Origin of the sequence: Bacteroides sp. AM16-13, assembly GCF_003602705.1 — a bacterium.
Classification (GTDB): Bacteria; Bacteroidota; Bacteroidia; order Bacteroidales; family Bacteroidaceae; genus Bacteroides; species Bacteroides xylanisolvens.
In genome coordinates this window covers 1-2,674 of record NZ_QTLK01000063.1, presented here as the reverse complement: position 1 = coordinate 2,674, position 2,674 = coordinate 1, and the positions used below count along the sequence as shown (strand labels likewise).

Annotated in this window: 3 protein-coding genes; all 3 read right to left on the bottom strand. The window is 40.0% G+C overall.

Features of this window, described 5'->3' with window-relative positions; genetic code table 11:
• The coding region (locus DW173_RS23505; RefSeq protein WP_233562293.1) for a DUF6443 domain-containing protein at window positions 1-404 on the bottom strand (404 nt) is incomplete at its 3' end.
• Between the two features lie 363 nt (window positions 405-767).
• Window positions 768-1,454 carry an imm11 family protein gene (locus DW173_RS23500; protein WP_147402066.1) on the bottom strand — a complete coding sequence of 229 codons (687 nt, stop codon included), beginning with the start codon at window positions 1,452-1,454 and terminating at the stop codon, window positions 768-770.
• A gap of 17 nt (window positions 1,455-1,471) precedes the next feature.
• A partial coding sequence (locus tag DW173_RS23890; protein WP_199722865.1) for an RHS repeat domain-containing protein occupies window positions 1,472-2,674 on the bottom strand: 1,203 nt, incomplete at its 5' end.

The following is a 2,674-nucleotide window of genomic DNA, read 5'->3' as shown; positions in this document are numbered from 1 at the left end:
GCTCCATGCTGAGCAACCGGCCTGTTCAAGGGAGAGGCTTCATACGTGGTCTGTAGGTACGGACGTGCATCACCGCCTGCTAATGAGCTTGCACCACTTTGTAAGGAAGAGAGGGCCATGCAATTGCCATTTCCTGCTGACTTGGCAGGAAGCCAGGTGCGTAACTTGCGTCCCTGATCATCATACTCTTGTAATGAGACAAGATCTTTCCCGTCGGGCGTAATGCCGCAATCTGCCGTTTGTGAGGGACGGCCCAGGTCGTCAAAGTATACCACCTGTTCACGGCGACCGCTATGGTCAGGCGAGGTGTAAGTACGTGTGCTAATATAGTTCTGTGAGGTGCTTTGTCCCGGACGTATCTCTCTATTAGCTCGTGCAGTTCTCTGTTCAGAGCCGGTTATCACCCTTCTTTCTTCTTTAGAATCGTATTGCGAATCATTGCCTCGTACTCTTTTTACTTCATACTCTTGAGCATTTGTTTTATGTTCTAAAGCATGGGCTGCTTCATGGTCGAAATCAGTAGCGGGAGAAGTTACTGTTCCATTTTCATTTTGCGATCCCCAGTCACTTTTCCAATAGATACATCCGGCTCCACGGTGCTGCCTATAGAATCAAAAGCAACAATCCTTTTTTCATATCAAAAAAGACTAATGGAAGTGTAATAAAAAAGACAAAACTGCCCTGACATAGAAAAATTACATTTATGTCAGAGCAGTTGCCAAATATTGGTAACTCTTAGCTTACAGGTGTTGAATTTATCAGAGGAATCAGTCTTCAACTATCAAGTTAGTTGCTGGTGTAAATTCCCATCCAGTTAAACCTGCTGTTTCGATTGCGTTTTTCAATCGCTCACTTACATAAGTATTGCCATCAAGTATACTAATGACAAAGAAATCCAGTTCATGGTCAAAACCCTTGCTCATGACAATTTTGTCACCCCATATACCCCAAGAAATACCTTTTTCTGCTTCTATGGCATCTCTTTTCTCCCAAAATTCTTTCTTTGAATGCACAAAAAAAGATTCAGACTTGTATCCGCTAATTAAGTCATATTCCTGAAACGAAGTTCTTTCATAATCGACAAAGTCGGAATAATCAGAAACAATATGGAAAAGAAAATAATCATGTCTAATCTTCCTTTTATATAATCCAAGTGGGTAGAACCGATGAGAACATAAATTGTATTGCCCAAGAACTGCTTTGGCTCTAGGACTCATAATACGCAAGCGATTACTAAATCCATTGCTGATGAAATCTGTTAGTTTAGCATAGCCAGCCAACTTTACTCCATCAAGATTAGGAGTATAATCGGGAAAAGTAGTTTTGTATTTATATAAGCTGAATAAAGCATTTGACGCATCTTCGTCATATCCTTTAATAAATTTATGCACTTGCGGAAAATCACTACCTATAATCTTTTCATTTAAAGATTCGTCCATTATAAAATATTTCATTACACTATAAATTAAAATTAAGCATCCCAAGGATTGATTGCCTTAACCGGTTTTATTGATTCCACCGGTTTTATCACTTTTATTCCATCCGTTGGCAAAGTTAAACTTTTTAATTCCAAATCATTTACTTTTGTATTAGGATTATTCTCTATTGCATTTTTTGCATTAGACACTTTTCCTCTCACAAAATTAGCACTTTGTTCAGGTGAGGCGTTTGGATTCTTTTCTGCAAATTTCTCAAACTCTTTACGTAGCTGTTCCGTATATTTAGGATGTTTTCCATGCTGTCCTTCTCCAGTAGCTTTACTGAATTTATCTACAGTCATTTTATTCTCTTTCCCTTCAAGTTTAAACCCGCCTTCTCTTGCAGCTTTTACAACATCATGTTTACCTAGTGATCTTGGAATAATATGGTGTTCCTCTTTAGGCAATGCTTTAACAACCTTATCCGCCGTACCTAACATCGTCATACGGCTACCCGTTGTTACCAAAGGATTAGCAGTCCCTAAAAAGAAAGGAGGGATTTGAGCAGCTTTTCCATCCGGGTCAATCAGCTTTATCGGATTATTCACACAATACGCATATGGACTAATACCATAATACACCTCTGCCATCGGATCCACCGCATTCCACCTTCCAATCGCTACGTCATACTGTCTTGCTCCATAATCATACCAATTCAATCCATTCTTTGTATCCAGCTCCTTACCATTATACTTATAAGGCTGAATACTCTTCTCCGCTGAAGCAAACGTGCCTCCGAACGGATAGTAATGGTTTACCTCTTCCTTTTGCCCCGTCTGATCTACAACTACGCGATTGTTTCCCTGATGATCCTGCAAGTAGTAGTGATACTTCTTATCGGATAACGTAACATGTCCGGCATCAGTGAGCAACAACTTCTGTGCACCATTTTCATAGATCACATTGCCACAATAATCCGTTGTACTGGTAGTGTTGCCTATCGTATGAACAGTGCGCAGCTTCGTGCCGTTCACTGCATACGTATAAGTAATGGTACTGCCGTCCTGGAACGTGACTTTACTTGGCGAATTTAAACAATTATATTGAATATCAATAATATTCTTGTTTAAATCTTTGGTCATATTGCCATTCTTGTCATAGGTGTATTCATTGTCCTGCTTTACGGCATCCTTGAATTCGAATCCGTTGTTATAAGCCGACGCTGTAGCGGCATCATCTACACGTGTCAGCCAGTT